The sequence below is a fragment of the Planctomycetota bacterium genome (assembly GCA_016872555.1).
In the GTDB taxonomy this organism is placed as follows: Bacteria; Planctomycetota; Planctomycetia; order Pirellulales; family UBA1268; genus F1-20-MAGs016.
Genome location: VGZO01000005.1, coordinates 78,687 through 96,915 on the forward strand (window position 1 = coordinate 78,687; position 18,229 = coordinate 96,915).

An 18,229-nucleotide genomic window follows, 5' to 3' on the forward strand; every position below is an offset into this window, starting at 1 on the left:
CCACCAGCCGTGGTACAACCGCCGTATGCCGTCCCCGTCCCCGCGCCGCCGTGACCCGCGCCCCGCGCCGCAGCGCTCGCTGTCGGTGTGGATGGCAGGGCGGATCGGCTGGGAGGCCTACCTGCGGATGGCCGAGCAGCTCGCCTGGGAGGTGTCGGAGCCCAACGGCCGACCACCGACCCTCGTGCTCGGCGAGCTCGCCGCGTCGATCACCGTCGGGCGCCTCGGTAGCCGGTCTGACGTCGAATTCACCGACGAAGAGTTGGCGGCCCGGTCGCTGGCCGTGCGCTTCGTCGGCCGCGGCGGCGGGGCGGTGGTCCACCTGCCCGGGCAGGTGTTCGCGGCGCTGTTCGTGGCGCTCCCCGACGTCGGCCTGGCACGGCATGCCGTCGGACCGTTCGTCGAGCGTTTCGAGACCGGCCTCGAAGGGGCGATCCGCTCGCTCCGCTGCGGCACCGCCCGCGACTCGCGGGCCGCGGGCGTGTTTGGCCGCAGCGGGCTGTTGGCCGCCGTCGGGATCGCGATCCGCCGCGGCGTCTCCTGGCACGGCGCCTTCCTCAACGTGTCGCCGGCGCTGGAGACGGTGCGGCGGGTCCGGACGGTGCCGGGGCGCGGTGCCGGGGGCGGGGCTATGATGGGATCGGTCGAAGCCGACCTCGGCCGCCGTGTCCGTCTCCCCGACGCGCGTGCCGCGCTGGTCGAGCAGATCGCCGACGCGTTCGCGTTCGGATCCCCCCACGTCCACGCCGGGTTTCCCCTCCCGGTGCGCGACGCCGAGCCGCAGCAGGAGTCGAGCCGCAGTGTCGGATAGCGAGCAGGTCGATTCCCGTGCCGGCGCCCGTCCGGCTGCCGTGGCGCTGCCGATCGTGTCGCTCGAGGTGACACCTCCGGCCGGAGCGCGCCGCCTCCCCCCGTGGCTGCGCCGCAACCTCGAGCCCGGGGGGGGCCACGGCGAGACCGCCGCCCTGATCGCCGAACTGGGCCTGGAGACGGTCTGCAGTTCGGCGAAGTGCCCCAATCGCCTCGAGTGCTGGTCGCAGCGGACGGCGACGTTCATGATCCTCGGCAACGTCTGCACGCGCCCCTGCGGCTTCTGCTCCGTGCCGCGCGGGCGCACCGAGGCCCTCGAGGACGACGAGCCGCAGCGCGTCGCCGAGGCGGCGCGGCGCCTGGGCCTGGCCCACGTCGTCGTCACGAGCGTCACCCGCGACGACCTCCCCGACGGCGGCGCCGAGCACTTCCGGCGCACCGTGATCGCCGTCCGCGAGGCGACCGGGGCGACCGTCGAGGTCCTCGTCCCCGACTTCCTCGGCAAGCCGGGGGCCCTCGAGACCGTGATGGCCTCGCGCCCCGACGTCTTCAACCACAACACCGAAACCGTTCCCCGCCTGTACGGCGCCGTCCGCGGCCGCAAGAGCCGCTACCCCTGGACGTTGCAGCTGCTGGCCGACGCCAAACGGATCCTCCCGGGGGTGAAGACGAAGAGCGGATTGATGCTCGGCCTCGGCGAGACGCGCGACGAACTGCTCGACGTGTTCGCCGACCTCCGCGACCACGACGTCGACTTCCTGACCCTCGGCCAATACCTCCAGCCGACGGCCGACTCGCTCCCCGTCGAGCGCTACGTGCCGCCGGAGGAGTTCGTGGAGCTGGGGCGGTTGGCCGAGTCGCTCGGCTTCGCCCGCGTCGCCTCGGGGCCGCTGGTGCGCTCGAGCTACCACGCCCGCGAGATGGCGGAAGCCTGACCGGGGCCGCGTCCCGGCCGGATCAGGGTTCGTCGTCGCCGGCGCCGTCCATGCCGTGCTCGACGAGCTTCTTGCGCAGCGTGTTGCGGTTGATCCCCAGCCGCGCCGCCGCCTTGAGCTGCACGCCACCGCAGGCGGCGAGCATCTGGGTGATCAGCTCGCGCTCCACGCGGCTCACGATCCGTTCGAAGAGGGTGTCGTCGTCGGGAGCGGCGGCGGCCAAACCCTGCTCGACGAGCTCGCGGGCGAGGCTGTCGAGGTCGCCGCCGCGGCCGGGGAGCGTGACCGGCGGCCGCCCGCCGCGGACCGCCGGCGGGAGGAGGTCGAGCGTCAGTTCGTCGCCTGGCGCCAGCACCACGCAGCGCTCGACGACGTTCTGCAGCTCGCGGACGTTGCCCGGCCAGTGGTATTTCACCAGGGCCCCGAGCGCCTCCTTCTGGATGTGGACGACGTAGCGGTCGTTGGCCTCGTTGTAGTGCTCGAGGAAGTGGCCGACGAGGAGCGGGATGTCGTCGCGGCGGGCACGGAGCGGCGGCAGGTAGATCGGCACGACGTTGAGCCGGTAGTAGAGGTCCTCGCGGAAGTTCTCCCGCGCCACCTCGTCGAGTAGCTCGCGGTTGGAGGCGGCGATCACGCGGGTGTCGACGCGGATCGTCTCGGTGTCGCCGACGCGCTCGAATTCGCGCTCCTGGAGGACGCGGAGGAGCTTGACCTGGAGCTTGGGGGTCGTGGAGTTGATCTCGTCGAGGAAGATCGTGCCGGTGTGGGCGGCCTCGAAGCGGCCGGTGCGGTTGGCGACGGCACCGGTGAACGCCCCGCGGACGTGGCCGAACAGCTCGCTCTCGAGCAGGCTCTCCGACAGCGCGCCGCAGTTGACCCGCACGAACGGCCCGGTGCCACGGGGGGAGAGTTGATGGATCGCCTTGGCGATCAGTTCCTTGCCGGTGCCTGTCTCGCCGACGAGGAGCACGGAGGCGTTGCTCGCGGCGACGCGCCGCGTCATCGCGTACACCTCGTGCATCGCCGGCGCCGAGCCGATCAGGCCGCGGATCGGCGAGGCCGCTGAGTCGTCACCGGCCTGTCCGTCGCGGGAGGGCATCGGCCTCGGGGGGCGGGAGGGGGGCGCGGACGGTCTCGAGCACCGCGCCGGCCAGATCACGGCCGTCCGTGTCGGCGGCCCGATTGTAACCCCGCGCCACCTCCGCCAGCCGATCACAGTCGATCGCCGTGCCGAACCGCCCCACGTGGTCGCGGAGGGCCGCCAAGGCGGCCGTGCGCTCCTCCGCCGGCCGCGCCGGGTCGATGACCCGCTCGACGAGGGCCCCCTGGGCATCGGGGGTGCCGATCGTCGCCAGCAGCCCGAGGGCCGCCGGGGCGAGGTCGTCGCGGCCGAGGGCCCGCCGCGCCGTGTCGGCGGCGGCGATGACGTCCCAGCCCCGCTCCCCGAGCGTAGCCAGGAGGTCGAGCGCCTGCCGGGCGCGGACGAGACGGGCAGCGGCGCGGGATTGCCTCGTGGTCGGATCGGCTGCCTCGGGGCCTGCGGCCGCGGCGAGCGCCTCGGGAAACCGCGGCGCCGTCGTCGCCCCCGACTCCGGGTCGGTGAGCGGTTCGAAAAAGCTGTCGAGCCGGTCGACGAGGGCGACGTGGTCGTGGGCCCGGGCCTGCAGCGTGAGCTGCGTCAGCTTGCGGCCGCGGCCGAGGTCGTCGAGCGGATCGACGACCACCATCACCGCCGGCAGGTCGCCATGGCCGGTGCCGCGGATGAGCTGGACCGTCTCGAACGCCGACGGGTGACCGAGCCGCGCCGCGAGGAGCACGAGCGTCACGTCGGGATCGTGGCGCAGCAGGTGGACTGCGTCGAGACCGGTGCCGGCCCGGAGCGGCCGGTAGCCATAACGCGAGATCGCCGTCGCCAGCTCCTCGACGACGGCATGCTCGGGGTGGGTGACGATCGCCTTGTCGACTCCTTCCGAGGCCGCCGTCCGTAGCAGCCGGGCGACGACGCGGCTCGCCCCGGGGAACGACGGTCCGCCGCCGCACAGCGCCAGCGTCCGTGCCGCCGCCAGCGCCAGCGCCTCGTCGGGGGCGTCGAGGAGGCGTGCCAGGCGCTTCCGCGCCGTGAGCGGGAGGGTCGTCGCCAGCGCCTCGGGTGTCGACGAGTGGAGTCGCTCGAGCTCGCGGAGGACCGCCACGGCCGCCTCCGGCATCTCGCGTGCCACCGCCTCGTCGACGAGGTCGAGCAGCAGTGCCGGATCCTCGCCGTCCGGTCCGGTGAGCGCGGCGGTGAGCCGCTCGGGATCGACCGAGTCGGTCGCGGTGAGCGGATCGCCGGCGCCGAGGAGCAGGGCCTCGACGCGCGCCAGCAGCACCAGCTTCACGGTGTCGGGATCACGGACACCCAGCGCCCCCAGGTCGCGGGCGACGTGGAGGGCGTCGAGGCTGCGCGCCGCGCGCGGCCGCAGCTGGACGCGGTCGAACCGGCCGGCGGCCGGGTTCCACACGGTCCGGGCGACGGTCGGCGGGCCGGCCAACGGGTCGCACTCGACGGCCGGAAGGCCGGCCGGCGAGAGGATCTTGCCGAGGCGGTCACCGAGCCGGCCGATCGCGTCGACGACCGTCGGTGGCCGACTCTCGCGGGCGGCCAGTGCGGCCCGCGCCGGGCGGGCGATCGCCGGAGGCGTCCCCGGCACGGCCGCCGGGGCGAGGAGGAAGTCGTCGATCCCCGCGGCGGTGCTGGCATCGAGTGCGGCGATCACGGCCGGCCACTGGTCGGGGGGCGCGGTCGCCAGCCAGGAGAGGAGCGGCTCGCGGGCATCGTCGCCGAGTGCGGCGACGAGCGCCCCCGCCAGAGGTCGGGCCCGGCCGAGTCGCGGATCGGCCGAGGCCAGCACGCCGGCGAGGGCCGGCAGGGCGTCGACCCCCGCGGCCGCGAGGCGGTCGCCGGCGGCGCGGCGCGCCGCGGCATCGGGGCTGGCGAGGTCGGCGGCAGCCGCGCGGAGGACCTGCGGATCACGGCGCCGCGCGCGTCCGGTGTCGCGGATCGCGTCGATGACGCGCACCGCATCGTCGTCGGCGGAGGCGACCGCCCGCGCCAGCCGCGACAGCGCCGCGTCGTCGACCGCGTCGCCGAGGTCGGCGAGGACGCCGGGGCGGGCGGCGTCGTCGAGGTCGCGGAGCGAGTCGACCAGATCGGCGAAGTACCGCGCCGCTGCCTCGCGGGCATCGACCTCCGCGGCGCGGACGGCGGCGTCGAGCCGCTCGGCGGGCGTCGTCCGCGGCCGGGCGTCGAGCGAGTCGACGACCGACTGGGCGAGCTGATCGAGGGGCCGGAACGCCGGCCGCGCCGGCTCGGCACCCCGCAGGGCTCCGCCGAGCAGCCCCCCGGCCGCCACGGCGCACCACACGCTCGCCTGCCGCGACACCTTCACGACGCTGCCCCGTCAACGCCCCCCGGGGGCGGCCTCCAGCCGCCGCCGCCACCACTCCATCTGGTCGGCCACGCGGGCCGGCGCGGTCGAGCCGAAACTCCGCATCCGTTCAACCGCCCGGGAGGCCCCCAGAGCCCCGCGGAGCGCGGCATTCCAGCCCGCCCACTCCGCCGAGAACTCGCCGTCGGCAAGGTCGGCCAGCGCCACCCCCTTGTCGAGGGCGCGGCGGACGAGACGGCCGACCGTCTCGTGGGCGGTGCGCTGCGGCACGCCCGAGTCGATGATCGCCTCCATCAGGCTGGTGGCGTCGAGGTGGCCGCGGTCGAGTGTGGCGGCGATCCGTCCGGCGTCGAAGCGCGTCGCGGCGACCAGCGGCGCGGCGACCCCGAGCGCGGCTTCGAGGGTGTCGATCGAGTCGAAGATCGCCTCCTTGTCCTCCTGAAGGTCGCGGTTGTAGGCCGTGGGCAGCCCCTTGAGGAGCACCAGCAGCGTCTGGAGGTTGCCGATCGCCCGTGCCGACTTGCCGCGGACCAGTTCGAGGACGTCGGGGTTGATCTTCTGCGGCATGATCGAGCTGCCCGTGCAGAACGCCTGCGGCAGCCGCAGGAACCCGTATTCCTCGCCGCTCCAGAGGATCCATTCCTCGGCCCACTGCGACAGGTGGACCATCGCCAGCGCGACCACGAACGCCAGCTCGCAGACGAAATCGCGGTCGCTGGCGCCGTCGAGGCTGTTGGCGGTGACCCCCTCGAAGCCGAGCGTCGCGGCGACGTGGTCGCGGTCGATCGGCAGGCTCGTGCCGGCGAGCGCGCCGCTGCCCAGCGGCAGGAGGTTGGTGCGCCGCCGGCAGTCGGCGAGCCGCTGCCGGTCGCGGTCGAGGCGCTCGCACCAGCCGAGGAGTTGGTGGGCGGCGAGGAGCGGCTGGGCGCGGCGGAGGTGGGTGTAGCCGGGGATGACGAGGTCGCGGTGGGCGTCGGCGAGCGCGAGAAAGGCGCGCTGCAAGCAGGCCAGCGCGCCGTCGAGCCGGTCGATCGCCCGCCGGCAGTGGAGGCGCAGGTCGGTCGCCACCTGGTCGTTGCGGCTGCGCGCCGTGTGGAGCTTGCGGCCGACGTCGCCGAGCCGCGCGGTGAGCGCGCTTTCCACGTGGAGGTGGATGTCCTCCTTGGCGATCGAGTAGACGAACGTGCCGGCATGGATCTCGGCGCGGATCTCCTCGAGGCCGCGCTCGATCGACTCGGCCTCGGCGGCGCTGACGATCCCGGTGGCGGCGAGCATCCGGGCATGGGCGATCGAGCCGTCGATGTCGTCGTCGGCGAGGCGGCGGTCGTAGGAGATGCTCTCCGAGAAGGCCTCGACGCGCCCGTCGGTCGCCTCGCTGAACACACCCCCCCACGCCTTCGGGGCGAGCGGTTCGGGCCGGTGCTGCGGGGGGACGGGATCGGTCATGGCGGATCTCTCGGAAAGATGGGAACGCGGCGCGGCCCGCTCGCTGGCCCGCCACGACGGCCGTATGCTACCAATCGCCCCACGGTGGCCCCTCGCGGGCACGGACGCCACCCCGTCGATGCGCACCTTCCTCATCCTCTCCCAGACCTACCCGCCCGATCCCGCGGCAGTCGGCCAGCACATCGCCGACGTCGCGGAGCAGATGGCGGCCCGCGGCTGGCGCGTGGTCGTGTACACGTCGCGCCGGGGGTACGACGACCCGAGCCAGCGCTTCGCCTGGCGCGAACGGCTCCGCGGCGTCGACGTACGGCGGCTGCCGTTCTCGAGCTTCGGCAAGGGGGCGATCGCCGTCCGGCTCGCGGCCCAGGCGCTGTTCATGATCCAGGCCTTGCCGCGGGCGCTGTTCACGCGCGGGCTCGAGCGGATCCTCGTCAGCACCAGCCCGCCATTCGCCGGTTTCGGTGGCGCCCTGCTGGCGGCCATCCGCCGGGTGCCGTTCGCCTGGTGGGTGATGGACATCAACCCCGACCAGATGGTGACCTCGGGGCGGATCACGGAGACGTCGCTGGTCGCACGGGTCTTCGATTGGATGAACCGCGTCACGCTCCGCGGAGCCCGCGACGTGATCGTGCTCGACCGCTACATGCGCGCGCGGATCCTGCGCAAGGCCGACATCGCGGTGAAGACCGCCGTCGTGCCCCCTTGGTCGCACGACGTCGTCCGCGACAACGTCCCCCACGAGGACAACCCGTTCCGTGCCGCCCACGGGTTCGGCGACCGGCTGGTGGTGATGTATTCCGGGAATCACGGCTACTCGCACCCGCTCGACACACTGCTCGACGCCGCCAAGGCCCTCGAGGGGGAGCCGGGGCTGTTGTTCGTGTTCGTCGGCGGGGGGGTGCTGAAGCGGGCGATCGATGAGATGGTGGACCGCGACGCGCCCCCCAACATCGTCACCCTTCCCTACCAGCCGCTTCCGGGGATCCGCTATTCGCTGTCGAGTGCCGACGTCCATGTCGTGTCGCTGGGCAACGACGGCGTCGGGGTGGTCCATCCCTGCAAGATCTACGGGGCGCTGGCGATCGGCCGCCCGATCCTCGGCCTGGCGCCTCGCGCCAGCCACGTCTCCGACATCATCGCCGAGCACGGGGTCGGGTGGCGCGTCGAGCATGGCGACATCGCCGGGCTGGTGGCGATTCTCCGCGACCTCGTCCGCACGCCGCGCGCGGAGCTCGGTGCGATGGGTGAGAGGGCGCGCGACGTGGCCCGGCGTGAGTTCGCGCGCGAGCGCTTCCTGGGGAGCGTCTGCGACATCCTCGAGGGGGACGGTCCGGCGGGCCGGCACGACCAGCCTGCCTGACCGCGCCGCGGTGTCCGCCCGATGCCCCCGACAGCCCTCCCGATGGCGTCCGCTCCATGACGACCCCCGACGACTTCCTCGCGCCCGGTGGCCGGCTGTCGGCGCGCCTGCCGGCGTGGGAGGCGCGGCCGCAGCAGCTCGAGATGGCGCGGCTGGTCGCCGAGGCGATCGCCGGACGGCGGCACGCCCTGGTCGAGGCCGGTACCGGGGTCGGCAAGAGCCTCGCCTACCTCGTGCCGGCGCTGTTGGCGGCGACCGGCGACCAGGAGCCGCTCCCGGCCGGCGTTGACGAAGATCCCGACGCCCCGGAGCCGCCGCGCTCCCGGCCGCGGCGCGTGGTGATCTCGACGCACACCATCGCGCTGCAGGAGCAGCTCATCGGCAAGGACATCCCGCTGGTGGCGGCGGTCCTGCCGCGCGAGTTCTCCGCGGTGCTCGTCAAGGGGCGGGGCAACTACCTCTCGCGCCGCCGCCTCGACCTCGCGGTCGACCGTTCCGCGAACCTGTTCGGCGAGGAGGAGGAGATCGCCCAGCTCGAGGCGCTGGCGGCCTGGGCCCGCGACACGGCCGACGGGTCGCTGGCCGACCTCGACCATGTTCCCGCGGCCGCCGTCTGGGACGAGGTTCGCAGCGACTCGGGGAACTGCATGGGGCGCACCTGCCCCGAGCACCAGCAATGCTTCTACTACGCTGCCCGGCGGCGGATGGCGCGGGCCCAATTACTTGTCGTCAACCACGCACTGTACTTCAGCGACCTCGCCCTCCGCCGCGGCGGCGCCAGCCTCCTCCCCGACCACGACATCGTCGTCTTCGACGAGGCCCACATGGTGGAGGCGGTGGCCGGCGACCACCTCGGCGTCGGGGTCTCGAGCACCGGGGTCGAGCGGCTTCTCTCCCGGCTCCTCGCCGAGCGCGGCCACCGTGGGCTGCTGCGCCACTACGGGATGCACGATCTCGAAGCCGACGTGTTCCGCTGCCGGCGCGCGGCCGAGGGGTTCTTCGCCGCCGTCCACGCCGCGGTCGCCGACCGCGGCGAGGGGCCGTGGCGCGTCAGCGCACCGCCGGCCGTGCCCGACACGCTCGGCGACGCCCTTGCAGCGCTCGCCCGCGGCCTGCGCGCCGCCGCCGAGGAATTGGCCGCGGAGGCCGAGCGCCACGACCTGCTCTCGGTGGCCGACCGGCTCACCACCCAGGCGGCCGCCGTGGCCGGCTGGCTCGGGCAGGACGAGTCGGGAAACGTGCACTGGGTCGAGGTGGCGCGCGGCCGCCGCGGCCGGGCGCGGATCACGCTCTCGAGCGCGCCAGTGGACGTCGGCTCCACGCTGCGCCGCGAGCTGTTCGAGCGGATCCCGACCGTGATCCTCGCCAGTGCCACGCTGGCCGTCGAGCCGCCGCGGGCGGGGGGCGTGGCGCCGGCCGCCGATCCGTTCGCCTTCGCGCGGGCCCGGCTGGGGATCGACACGGCGCTGGCGGCGCGCCTCGGCAGCCCGTTCGACTACGCCGCGCACGCCGAACTGGTGCTCATCGAGGGGATGCCCGACCCGGCGGAGCGCGAGGCCTTCGACCGCGCGAGCATTCCGGTCATCCACCGGTTCATCGAGCGCTCCGGCGGCCGTGCCCTGGTGCTGTTCACGAGCCTCCGGTCGCTCGAGCGCGTCGCCGCCGACCTGGCCGGGTTCTGCGCGCGGAACAACCTCCGCCTCGTCAGCCAGGCCGACGGCCTGTCGCGCTCGAAGATGCTCGCCGACTTCCGCGCCGGGCCCGGCAGCGTGCTCTTGGGCACCGACGGCTTCTGGCAGGGGATCGACCTGCCGGGGGAGCAACTGGTGACCGTGATCATCACCAAGCTCCCGTTCGCGGTCCCCGACCGGCCGCTGGTGGCGGCGCGGATCGACGCCATCCGGGCCGCCGGCGGCAATCCGTTCATGGACTACCAGGTGCCGGAGGCGGTGCTGAAACTCAAGCAGGGGTTTGGCCGGCTGATCCGCACCGCCACCGACACCGGCCGGGTGGTGATCCTCGATCCGCGCGTCCGCACCAAGCCCTACGGGAAGGTGTTTCTCGACAGCCTCCCCCCGGCGCGCCTGGTGGTCGAGCAGGCGTAACGGGGGCCCTGTGCAACCGGGCGATTTCGGGTAGTGCGTGCGTTTCCGCGACACCGGCAATCGGCGGGCGTTGAACACCGTGCGGGGACCGTGTCGACTGCAGGTGCAGCCGGGGGCAGATCACCCGGCAGTCCTTCGGAGAGCGATCGATGCCGACGCTGATCGGGGCACTGTGCCTTACGGCACTCGTATCAGCGACCGCTCTCGCTCCTGCGCGCGACCTGTTTCTGCCGACCGCCGACGAGACGTGGGAGACGGCGAGCCCCGAGGCACTGGGGTGGGATCGCGCGGCGCTCGACGAGGCGTGCGACTTCGTCCGTGACACCCACGGCAAGTCGTTCCTGATCCTCAAGGACGGCCGGATCGTCGTCGAGCGCCATTGGACTGCGGCCGGGCCCGCGCACGCGCAGTACGTGATGTCGACCGGCAAGAGCATCACGGCCTTCCTGGTCGGGGTCGCGAGGGCCGAGGGGAAGCTCACGCTCGGGCAGCCGGTGTCGGAGATCATCGGACCCGGTTGGTCGCGCGCGACGCCAACGCAGGAACGCGAGATCCGTGTCGAGCACCTGCTCACGATGACCAGCGGCCTCGACGCCCGGCTGGCCTACGAGGCGCCCCCCGGCGCCGTATGGCGCTACAACACCCCCGCCTACCAGCAGCTCCATCCGCTCTTGGAGAAGGCGGTCGGGACGAGCGTCGATGCGTTCTCGGCACGCGTGCTGTTCGAGCCGTTGGGGATGAAGCACTCCCGGTTCCGCTCCCACAGCTTCGTGATGACCGCCCGCGAGATGGCCCGGTTCGGACTGTTGATCCTCGCCCGGGGCACCTGGAACGACCGGTCGGTGATCGAGGATCGAGCATACTTCGCCGCCATGCTCGCGCCGTCGCAGCGGCTCAATCGCGCCTACGGCTACCTCTGGTGGCTCAACGGCCAGGAGTCGTTTCGGACGGTTGGACCTCCGCGTGCCGCCGTGCGCGGCGCGCTGGTGCCCGACGCACCCGCCGACATGGTCAGCGCCAACGGCAAGGGCGGCCAGCGGATCTCGGTCGCGCCCGGCGCGGGGCTGGTGGTCGTGCGGCTCGGCGAGAACCCTGCCGCGGGCCACGGCGGCGACACCGAGGGGAACGGCACGCAATCCCGGTTCGATGTGCAGCTGTGGCGCCGGCTCGCGCGCGCCATTCCGGCGGCAACCGTCCGCGGAGCGGACGGGCCGCCGGTTGGTTCCGATCGTTCGGAGGACCAGCCATGACGAGGTTCCGTGTGACGGTTTCGGGCGCCGCCCTTGTGCTGGCCATCGGTGGGGTGGCCCTTGCGGGCCGCGCCGCGGCGCAGCCGGGGGTCGGCGAACGGTTCGACCGGCTCGACCGCGACGGTGACGGCCGGGTGACCCCCGACGAGTTGCCCGCCCGGGCGTTCTTCGAGCGGCTCGATCTCGACGGCGACGGTGCGATCATCAAGCGCGAGGCGCTCGAAGCGGTGCGGGCTGGCGCACTGCGGGACGTGCGCGATAACGCGGGGGCCCCGCCCGCGGCCCCGGCAACGCCCGCGCCGTCGGCTCCGGCCGAGCCACCGCTGCGCGCGGGACCCAAGCCCGTCCGGCCCGGGGATCATGGCATCGGCCGCCGCGTCGGCGCTGTGACGTTCACCGCTCTCGACGGCACCGTGCACGACCTGGCGCGGTTCGCGGCCGGCCGGGTCGTGGTGTTCGCGATGACGAGCACCAGCTGCCCGCTGAGCAGGAAATACCTGCCGACGCTCGCCGACCTCGTGGCGGCGTCGGGGGAGGGGATCGCCTGGATCCTCGTCGATCCCGTCGCGACTGACGACCAGGCGATGCAGTGCGAGGCGGCCGCACGGTTTTTCGGCCGCGCGGTCTGGGTGCACGACCGGGAGGGGCGCCTCGCCGCCGCGGTCGGTGCGCTCTCCACGACCGACGTCGTCGTGCTCGCGCCCGACCGGACCGTGGCCTACCACGGCGCGATCGACGACCAATACGGTTTCGGCTACGCGCTCGACGCGCCGCGGCGGCGCTACCTCGCCGACGCGCTGAGCGCGCTCGGCCGGGGCAACGACCCACCGGTCGCCGCGACCGAGGCGCCCGGGTGCGTGCTCGACCAGCCGGTCGACGCCGGCCCGACCGCGGCGGTGACCTACCATGGCCGGGTCTCGCGGATCGTCGCTCGGCATTGCGCCGAGTGCCACCGCGACGGCGGTGCCGGCCCGTTTCCCCTTGATTCGTACGCCGACCTCGTCGCCCACGCGGGGATGGTGCGCGACGTCGTCGAGCGCGGCACGATGCCCCCGTGGTTTGCCGCGGCACCGGCGCCCGATCCGGAGACGGGCCGCGTCCACTCGCCGTGGGCCAACGACCGCTCGGTCGCGGAGGGGGACAAGCGCGATCTCCTCGCCTGGCTGGCCGGTGGCCGGCCCGAAGGGGATCCTGCCGATGGACCCGCTCCGCGCGTCTATCCGGACGAGTGGCACATCGGCACTCCTGACGCCGTCTTCGAGTTTGCCGAGCCGGTGGCGGTGAAGGCGACAGGCGTGATGCCCTACCAGACGGTGTTCGTCGACACGCACCTCCCGGAGGATCGCTGGGTGCAAGCGATCGAGGTTGTGCCCGGCGATCCTGGAGTCGTGCACCATGCCCTGATCCACCTCGCCGGCGAGATCGACTCGCTGGCCGACGTCGCCGCCGCCGCCGAGGAACGGGGGGGCTTCTGGGGCGAATACGTCCCCGGGCAGAGCACGCTCGTTTTTCCCGACGGCTTCGCGAAGAAGCTCCCCAAGGGGGCACGGCTGCGGTTCCAGATGCATTACACGCCCAACGGTACCGCCACGACCGACCGGACGCGCGTCGGCGTGATCTACGCGAAGGAGCCCCCGAAGCACGAGGTCCGCGTGGCGGGGATCGTCAATCCGCGGATCTCGATCCCGCCGCACGCCGCCGACCACCGTGAGGAGGCGTCGCTCACCGTGCCGTTCGACGCCACGATCATCGGCTTCCTCCCCCATCTCCACGTCCGCGGCAAGGCCTGCCGCTACGAACTGGTCCGCCGCGACGGCGGCCGTTCGACGCTCCTCGACATCCCCCGCTACGACTTCAATTGGCAACTCCTCTACCGGCTCCACGAGCCGCTCGAGCTCCGGGCGGGGGACCGGTTGGTGTTCACCGCCTGGTTCGACAACAGCGCCGCCAACCCCGCCAATCCCGACCCGACGAAGACGGTTCGCTGGGGGCCGCAGACGTTCGACGAGATGTACCTCGGCTACGTCGAGTATTTCGTTCCGGGGCTCGCGCCGGGGGAGTCGCCGCCGGGGTTGCGCCGCGGCCGCGGTCTGCTCCGCGGCAGGGCGACACCCTGACGGCCGGTGCATCGCACGGGGCGTCATCGGTCGTGCTGGTCGGGTGGAAGGGTATGATGAGGGACGATCGGGATGGTCACATGGGACATTGGGTCAGGGTCGATGACGGCTCTCGAACAAGCGCTGGATCTGATCGGCCGCCTGACCCGGGGGGAGAAGGCACGGCTTGTCCGGGATATCGTCGCCCAGATCGACGAGACATTTCCCGGTGTCGATTCCCGCCCGGATGTCTGCGGGGGGGAGCCGTGCATCGTGCGAACCCGGATCCCGGTGTGGCTGCTGGTGCAGACACACCGGCTCGGCACGAGCGAGGCCGATCTGCTTCGGTCATACCCGACACTACGGGCGCAGGATCTCGTCGCGGCGTGGGCTTACTGGCGCGCCCACCCTGCGGAAATCGAACGGCAGATCCACGACAACGAGGCCGCGTGACGGATCGGGAGGCCGATGGCCCGTCTCTACACAAACGAAAACTTTCCCGAGCCGGCAGCCCGGCACCTACGCAGGCTCGGTCATGACGTGGTGACCATCCAGGAGAGCGGTCTGGCGGGCCAGGCGTTGACCGATGACGCGGTGCTCGCATTCGCGACCGGCGAGCAGCGTGTGCTAGTCACCCTGAACCGGCGCCATTTCGTCCGCCTTCACGATGAGAGGCCGGGCCATGCGGGCATCGTCGTGTGCAGTGCCGATCACGATCTCGAAAGGCTGGCAACGCGGATCGACGAGGCGGTTCGGAAGCCGCAGAGTCTCGATGGACTGCTGCTGCGGGTGAATCGGCCTGCGCAGTGAACGGCGGCCGCTCCCTGCCAATCAACGGCTGATCCCACGGGTTTTCCCGGCGGTCCGCCCTGCTGTTCAGGAGGCGGCCTCGGTTGGCCAGCCCGGCACCTACCTCCTACTCCGCGAGGAGTTCCAGTTCGGCCCAGGTCGTGGGGTCGGAGTCCCACGGGTACTCCGGCGGGGCGAACAGCGGCACGCGGCCGAGACGGCGGTCGACGAGCGCCGCGAAGAACCCGAGCCGGGGAATCTCCTCCGGATCCCAGCCGGGCAACGCCGCGGCGGCGACGAAGGCGTCGATCCGCCAGCCGTCGGCGGCCAGCGTGGCGGCGATCGACACGCTCCCCTCGGGAAGCTCGGCGAGCGGTTCACTCTTCCGCGGGATCGCGCAGGCCACGGCGATCGGCTTGTCGGCCGTGCGCCCGCCGCCGGTGGGCAACAGCGCCAGCCGCCGGCAGTAGCGCCCCGCGCGGTGGCTCTCGCCGGTGGGCCGCGTGGCGATCCACAGGTGCAGTCCGTCGCTGTCTTCGGCGCGTGTCGGCTGGCACCACCGCGCCGTGCCGACGCCCCGGGCGACGCCGCGGACCGCCAGCCCGCGCTCGTTCCAGGCGGTCGACAGTTCGACGACGTCGGGGACCTCGACGACCGCCGCCAGGGACGGCAGCCGGCAGGCGTCGTCGAGTGTCGCCGAAGCCGGCGGCCACAGCGCGTCGCGCTTCCGGCAGGGAAACCGAAACGTGAACAGCGCGGCCGGATTGACGAGGGGAGTCACGGGGCAGTCAGGCGGAGGGCACCCGGAGGCGTGGCGACCGGAGGATCAACTCCCTCCATACTATACTGCCCGCGCGGGGTGGCTCCGGGGGCGGAACGAGCCGGTGGCCACCGGCCCGGCCACACCGCTCAACAGGACCTCTTCCACGCATTTCGGAGATGCCGATGCGACGCTCGGGCTTTGCCATCGGGGCCGCCGCTGCCGCAGCCCTCGTGCTCGTCGCCCCTCGTGCCGGTGCCGCACCGCCGGTCGCCCGGGCGGCGGGGGGCCCGGTCGAGCCGGCCGACGGCCCCGGCACGCTCGTGCTGCCGGAGGGGCTGGCGGCGACGCTGTTCGCCGGCGAGCCGCTCCTCTCGAGCCCCGCCGACATCGACGTCGACGCGTCGGGGCGCGTGTGGGTGTGCGAGGTCACCAACTACCGCGGGCGCAAGGACACGCGCCCCGACGGCGACCGGATCCTCGTCCTCGAAGACACCGACGGTGACGGCGCGGCCGACAAGCAGACCGTGTTCCACCAGGGGCGCGACGTCGATAGCGCCCTGGGGATCTGCGTGATCGGCGACGGACCCGGCCGGCGGGCGATCGTGTCGTGCGCGCCGGAGGTATTCATCCTCCACGACGACGACGGCGACCTCGTCGCCGACCGCAAGGAGGTGCTGTTCACGAAGACCGGCCAGCCGCAGCACGACCACTCGGTCCATGCGTTCGTCGTCGGCCCCGACGGCCGCTGGTATTTCAACTTCGGCAACACCGGCCACGCCATCCACGACCGCGACGGGCATCCGGTGGTCGACCGCGAGGGGCGCACGGTCGACGACTCGGGGAAGCCGTTTCGCCAGGGGATGGTGTTCCGCTGCCGCCCCGACGGCAGCGAGCTCGAGGTCCTCGGCCACAACTTCCGCAACAACTACGAGGTCGCCGTCGATTCCTTCGGCACGCTGTGGCAGAGCGACAACGACGACGACGGCAACCGCGGCGTCCGCATCAACTGGGTGATGGAGCGCGGCAACTACGGCTACGTCGACGAGCTCACCGGCGCCGGCTGGCAGCAGTCCCGTGCCAACCTCGAAGACTCGGTCGAGCGCCGCCACTGGCACCAGAACGACCCCGGCGTCGTCCCCAACCTGCTCCATACCGGCGCCGGCTCGCCGACCGGGATCTGCGTCTACGAAGGCAGGCTGTTGCCCGAGCGCTTCCACGGTTCCCTGATCCACTGCGACGCCGGGCCCAACGTCGTCCGCGCCTACCATGTGCGCGCCGCGGGTGCCGGCTACGAGGCCGGTAGCGAAACGCTCGTCGACGGCGCCGCCGACCGCTGGTTTCGCCCCAGCGACGTCTGTGTCGCTCCCGACGGATCGCTGATCGTGGCCGACTGGTACGACCCTGGCGTCGGCGGCCACGGCATGGGGGACGTCGAGAAGGGGCGGCTGTACCGGATCGCGCCGGCCGGCGCACGCTGGACGGTGCCCACGGCCGATCTGGCCACGGTCGACGGCGCCGTCGCGGCGCTGGCCAGCCCCAACCTGTCGACCCGTGCCACGGCGCTCGAGCGCCTCACGCGAGACCCTGCCGCGGCGGGGACGGCGCTGCTCCCCGCGCTCGAGAAGGCGACCGACCTGCGCCATGCGGCGCGCCTCGCCTGGGCGCTGGGCACGCTGCCGGGGCGCGACCCGGAGTGGGTGGTGGCGTTTCTCGCCGGGGCGCCGGCGCCGGAGCTGCGCACGGTGGCGCTGCGGCTCTCGCGGGCGACGCGCGGCGACACGCTCGCGCTTGCCGACGTGCTCGCCGGCGACGCATCGCCGGCGGTGCGCCGCGAGGTGGCGATCGCACTGGCCGGCCATGGCGGCGGCCGTGCCGACGGAATCTGGGCGCGCCTCGCCCGCGCCCACGTTGCCGGCGACCGGTTTGAGCTCGAAGCCCTCGGGATCGGCGCCGACGGCCATTGGAACAGCCGCCTCGCCGCCTGGCAGCCCGACCTCCAGGAGCCGCTCTCGCCGGCGGCCCGCGAGATCGTGTGGCGCAGCCGCGGCACGCGCTCGGCCGAGTTGATCGCCCGGTTGATCGCCGATCCCTCGCTCGGCACCAGCGAGTCGCTGGCGCTGGTGAGGGCGCTCGATTTCCAGCCGGCCGCCACCGTCCGCGCTGCCCTGCCGGCGATCCTCGCCGCTGCCGCGGGCTGGCCGGCCGACAAACGGAGCGTGATTCTCCCGATCGTAACGCTGCGACTCGATCCGGCCGATGCGGCCGGGCCGCTGGCCGGGGCGATCGCCGCGGCCGCCGACCTCGCCGCCGGCACGGCGCAGGAAGTGGCGCTCGTGTCACGGTTCGGCCTGCGGGACCGGGCCGACTCCCTCGTCACCCTCGCGGCGGCGGCCGGGACCGATGAAAAACTCGCCGTCGCCGCCGCGAGCGCCGCGCTCGAGCTCGGCGCCGGCGATGCCTTCGCTCATCGTGCCCGCGGTGGCGACGAGGCGGCGGCCACCCGGCTCCTCGCCGCGGTCGGGGCGGGCGGGAGCGGCAAGGGGACCGATCTGCTCGCCGGGCTGCTCGTGAAGGCGGACGTGCCCGACGCGCTGCGCGCCGTCGCCGTCCGCGCTCTGGCGCGCTCGCAGAGCGGCAGCCGGCGGCTGATCGAGCTGGCCCGCGAGGGCGTGGTCACAGGCGCCTTGGCCCAAGGAGCAGCGCTGGCAATTTCCGCGTCACCCTGGCCGGAGATCCGCAAGGAGGCGGCTGGCGTGCTGCCGCTGCCGCCGGCGCGCGGTGGCGTGGTGCTGCCGCCGGTGGCCGAGCTCGTGAAGCGCACGGGGGATGCCGCCGCGGGGCAGGCGCTCTTTGCCGGTGCCGGCACGTGCGGCAAGTGCCATGTCGTCGCCGGCGCTGGGAAGGCGGTCGGCCCCGATCTGTCGGGCGTCGGCGCGAAGCTGTCGCGTGAGGGATTGTGGGAATCGCTGCTCGCGCCGTCGGCGGCGATCAGCCACAATTACGAGACCTGGACGATGGTCGGCGAGGACGGCCGCAGCGTGACCGGCCTGGTCGTCTCGCAGACCCCCTCCGAGGTCGTCGTCCGCGGCGCCGACGGGATCGACGTCACGCTGGCGGCGGGCGATGTCGCCGAGCTGGTGAAGCAGCCGGTGTCGCTGATGCCCGCCGACCTCGCGACGACGCTCTCGGTCGACGAGCTGGTCGATCTCGTCACCTGGCTCGAGACCCTCAAGGTGCCGCGTTAGCC

The 18,229-nt window shown here is 73.2% G+C and carries 13 protein-coding genes; 9 read left to right on the forward strand and 4 right to left on the reverse strand.

The features are described from left to right. The first annotated feature begins 25 nt into the window (after nt 1-25). A complete protein-coding gene (locus FJ309_02860) occupies nt 26-811 on the forward strand; it encodes a hypothetical protein (protein MBM3953559.1) in 786 nt (261 codons plus the stop codon). A gap of 40 nt (nt 812-851) precedes the next feature. Continuing rightward, nucleotides 852-1,745, forward strand: a complete 894-nt coding sequence (gene lipA / locus FJ309_02865; protein MBM3953560.1) for a lipoyl synthase — start codon at nt 852-854, stop codon at nt 1,743-1,745. Nucleotides 1,746-1,767: 22 nt separating this feature from the next. On the opposite strand, the gene FJ309_02870 is transcribed toward lipA, so the two are convergent. The 3 genes from FJ309_02870 to argH are packed head-to-tail and all read right to left on the reverse strand — an operon-like array spanning nt 1,768 to nt 6,619. Then, a complete protein-coding gene (locus tag FJ309_02870; protein ID MBM3953561.1) occupies nt 1,768-2,844 on the reverse strand; it encodes a sigma-54-dependent Fis family transcriptional regulator in 1,077 nt (358 codons plus the stop codon). Next, a complete protein-coding gene (locus FJ309_02875; GenBank protein ID MBM3953562.1) occupies nt 2,816-5,173 on the reverse strand; it encodes a response regulator transcription factor in 2,358 nt (785 codons plus the stop codon). The genes FJ309_02870 and FJ309_02875 overlap by 29 nt, the downstream gene beginning before the upstream one ends. A 12-nt stretch (nt 5,174-5,185) precedes the next feature. Beyond that, nucleotides 5,186-6,619, reverse strand: a complete 1,434-nt coding sequence (gene argH, locus FJ309_02880; GenBank protein ID MBM3953563.1) for an argininosuccinate lyase — start codon at nt 6,617-6,619, stop codon at nt 5,186-5,188. Here argH and FJ309_02885 point away from each other — a divergent pair. The 6 genes from FJ309_02885 to FJ309_02910 all read left to right on the forward strand — a co-directional run bounded on the left by FJ309_02885 (nt 6,507) and on the right by FJ309_02910 (nt 14,240). After that, nucleotides 6,507-7,979, forward strand: a complete 1,473-nt coding sequence (locus FJ309_02885) for a glycosyltransferase family 4 protein (GenBank protein MBM3953564.1) — start codon at nt 6,507-6,509, stop codon at nt 7,977-7,979. The genes argH and FJ309_02885 overlap by 113 nt on opposite strands. A gap of 56 nt (nt 7,980-8,035) precedes the next feature. Continuing rightward, a complete protein-coding gene (locus FJ309_02890; GenBank protein ID MBM3953565.1) occupies nt 8,036-10,084 on the forward strand; it encodes a helicase in 2,049 nt (682 codons plus the stop codon). Nucleotides 10,085-10,233: 149 nt separating this feature from the next. Continuing rightward, on the forward strand, nt 10,234-11,334 hold the full coding sequence (locus tag FJ309_02895) for a serine hydrolase (protein MBM3953566.1): 1,101 nt from the start codon (nt 10,234-10,236) through the stop codon (nt 11,332-11,334). Then, nucleotides 11,331-13,451 carry a redoxin gene (locus FJ309_02900; protein MBM3953567.1) on the forward strand — a complete coding sequence of 707 codons (2,121 nt, stop codon included), beginning with the start codon at nt 11,331-11,333 and terminating at the stop codon, nt 13,449-13,451. Before FJ309_02895 ends, FJ309_02900 begins: the two co-directional genes overlap by 4 nt. Before the next feature lie 102 nt (nt 13,452-13,553). Then, on the forward strand, nt 13,554-13,883 hold the full coding sequence (locus tag FJ309_02905) for a DUF433 domain-containing protein (protein ID MBM3953568.1): 330 nt from the start codon (nt 13,554-13,556) through the stop codon (nt 13,881-13,883). Nucleotides 13,884-13,898: 15 nt separating this feature from the next. Beyond that, the gene (locus FJ309_02910) at nt 13,899-14,240 is read left to right on the forward strand and encodes a hypothetical protein (protein ID MBM3953569.1); all 342 of its coding nucleotides are present in this window, start codon (nt 13,899-13,901) and stop codon (nt 14,238-14,240) included. Between the two features lie 106 nt (nt 14,241-14,346). Here the strand turns inward: FJ309_02910 and FJ309_02915 are convergent, their stop codons facing one another. Further along, nucleotides 14,347-15,000, reverse strand: a complete 654-nt coding sequence (locus tag FJ309_02915; GenBank protein ID MBM3953570.1) for a hypothetical protein — start codon at nt 14,998-15,000, stop codon at nt 14,347-14,349. Between the two features lie 158 nt (nt 15,001-15,158). Between FJ309_02915 and FJ309_02920 the strand changes: the two genes are divergently transcribed. Next, nucleotides 15,159-18,227 (forward strand): c-type cytochrome, encoded by a 3,069-nt coding sequence (locus FJ309_02920; protein ID MBM3953571.1) that lies wholly within the window; start codon nt 15,159-15,161, stop codon nt 18,225-18,227. Nucleotides 18,228-18,229: the final 2 nt, after the last annotated feature.

What these genes read in the sequence shown, in the direction of transcription:
- FJ309_02870 (MBM3953561.1), bottom strand. Translation starts at nt 2,844, where the DNA reads ATGCCCTCCCGCGACGGACAGGCCGGTGACGACTCAGCGGCCTCGCCG.
- FJ309_02890 (MBM3953565.1), top strand. Translation starts at nt 8,036, where the DNA reads ATGACGACCCCCGACGACTTCCTCGCGCCCGGTGGCCGGCTGTCGGCG.
- FJ309_02895 (MBM3953566.1), top strand. Translation starts at nt 10,234, where the DNA reads ATGCCGACGCTGATCGGGGCACTGTGCCTTACGGCACTCGTATCAGCG.
- FJ309_02860 (MBM3953559.1), top strand. Translation starts at nt 26, where the DNA reads ATGCCGTCCCCGTCCCCGCGCCGCCGTGACCCGCGCCCCGCGCCGCAG.
- argH (MBM3953563.1), bottom strand. Translation starts at nt 6,619, where the DNA reads ATGACCGATCCCGTCCCCCCGCAGCACCGGCCCGAACCGCTCGCCCCG.
- FJ309_02920 (MBM3953571.1), top strand. Translation starts at nt 15,159, where the DNA reads ATGCCGATGCGACGCTCGGGCTTTGCCATCGGGGCCGCCGCTGCCGCA.
- FJ309_02900 (MBM3953567.1), top strand. Translation starts at nt 11,331, where the DNA reads ATGACGAGGTTCCGTGTGACGGTTTCGGGCGCCGCCCTTGTGCTGGCC.
- FJ309_02885 (MBM3953564.1), top strand. Translation starts at nt 6,507, where the DNA reads ATGCTCTCCGAGAAGGCCTCGACGCGCCCGTCGGTCGCCTCGCTGAAC.
- FJ309_02910 (MBM3953569.1), top strand. Translation starts at nt 13,899, where the DNA reads ATGGCCCGTCTCTACACAAACGAAAACTTTCCCGAGCCGGCAGCCCGG.
- FJ309_02905 (MBM3953568.1), top strand. Translation starts at nt 13,554, where the DNA reads ATGACGGCTCTCGAACAAGCGCTGGATCTGATCGGCCGCCTGACCCGG.